The organism is Streptomyces sp. NPDC003042 (assembly GCF_053591315.1).
In genome coordinates this window covers 1-1,589 of sequence record NZ_JBSFTP010000183.1, presented here as the reverse complement: position 1 = coordinate 1,589, position 1,589 = coordinate 1, and the positions used below count along the sequence as shown (strand labels likewise).

General features: G+C 68.7%; 1 protein-coding gene and 1 pseudogene. One reads left to right on the top strand and one right to left on the bottom strand.

Features of this window, described 5'->3' with window-relative positions:
• A pseudogene (locus tag ACWDYJ_RS36235) lies at positions 1–366 on the top strand (hypothetical protein); the annotation flags it as partial.
• Positions 367–475: 109 nt separating this feature from the next.
• Here the strand turns inward: ACWDYJ_RS36235 and ACWDYJ_RS36230 are convergent.
• Positions 476–1,243: a hypothetical protein gene (locus tag ACWDYJ_RS36230; protein WP_451569858.1), complete on the bottom strand. Its 768-nt coding sequence runs from the start codon at positions 1,241–1,243 to the stop codon at positions 476–478.
• Positions 1,244–1,589 lie beyond the last annotated feature (346 nt).

Below are 1,589 nucleotides of genomic sequence, written 5' to 3'. Positions count from 1 at the left end.
GGTATCGCCCTGCCGGCGACCGCGATGGCCGCTCCGGCCGCCGTCCCGCAGGCCGTCGCCCTCCTTCCGGCCGACAGCGCCGACGGCATCGGTACGGGCGGCGACGCGAACGCCGAGAACACCACGGTGGGTGGCGAAGCCACCGGTGGCAACGCCAATTCCGGTGTCGGCGAGTGCAAGGGCAAGTGCGAGATCAACACGGGTAACGCCACCGGTGGTAACGCCAGTGCCGACGCCATCAATCAGGGCGATGCCACCGCGGTGGGCGGGGACGGCACGGGTACGGGTGGGACCGTGAACAAGGTCGACAAGCAGGTGATCAAGAAGCAGCTCAAGGAGGACCTGAAGGCGAAGCTCGGCAAGTGAGGGCTGACAGCCCCGTAGCTCCCCCGACACGGCGGACGCCGGAGAGGCCCACGGCCTCTCCGGCGTCTGTGCTGAGCTCTGAAGCTTCCCGCGCTGTTCTGAGGCCCTTTCAGGCCTTGCCGCCCGTGGCTGTCGCGTCACCGCTCACGGCAGTCGCATCGCCGGTGTTGACGGCGTCGGCGCTCGCAGCGCCGCTCGTCGCATCACCCGTGACGATCGTGCACCTCCCGATGCAGGTGCCAACGCCTCCGGAGGTGGCGGAGCCGGAGGTGGCTTGGCCGCCGAGCGTGTTGTTCGCGGCAGTGGCATCGCCGCTGATGGCGCTGGCGTCACCGTCCTTGTTCTTGTCCTCGTCCTTGTCGCCCAGGGCCCGCGCGCCCTGACCGACCGAGGTCACGGCTGCGGAGCGGCCACCGCTCAGAACGTCACCGCTCCAGGTGGTGTTGACACTGTCGTCGCAAAGGCCGCTGCAAGCGTTGGAGGCGCCGTCACCCACAGCGGTGTTGGTGCTGGTGCCGCAGAGGCCCGCGCACTCGTTGAACGCGCCGACCCCCACGGCGGTGGTGGTGCTGCTGTCACACAGTCCCGCGCACACGCCGGAGGAACCGTTGCCCACGGCGGTATTGGTGCTGCCGCCACACAGGCCCTTACAGCCGCCGGAGGCGCCGTTGTCCCCGGCGGTATTGGTGCTGTCCTGACAGAGGCCCTTGCACACGCCGGGGGCACCGTTGCCTGCGGCGGCGCTGATGGTGCCGTATCCGTACTGCGGGAGTGCCGGTGCGGCCATCGCGGTCGTCGGCAGGGCGATACCGCCACCCACCAGCGCCACGGAAGCCGCGGCCAGCACGATACGACGGGCCCAGGAACGCTCGTTCATGGAATTCTCCGGGATTCTTGTGTGAAGTCTTCGCCTGTGGCCGAGCGGGCGGGCGCTGAGGCTGCCGGCCGGATGCGTCCGGTGGTGTGCAGACGCCGGGGATGCCCTGGGGGCCATTCGCGGATGACGTTATCGTGCCGATCATGCCGCGAGCAGGACCTGGAGAAGTGCGGCGTGTTCTTGCCGTCTGCCGACTCGTACAGCCGAAGCCTTCGCCGACGCCGGACGGCTCGCCCCAGCACGGCGGCGGCCTTTTACCAAGATCGGTTTTCGACGTCAAGCCACGTATTCGAGTGGCGTGACGTGCGTCCTCTCGCAGGGTTTATTTGAAGCACGTCCTCACCGG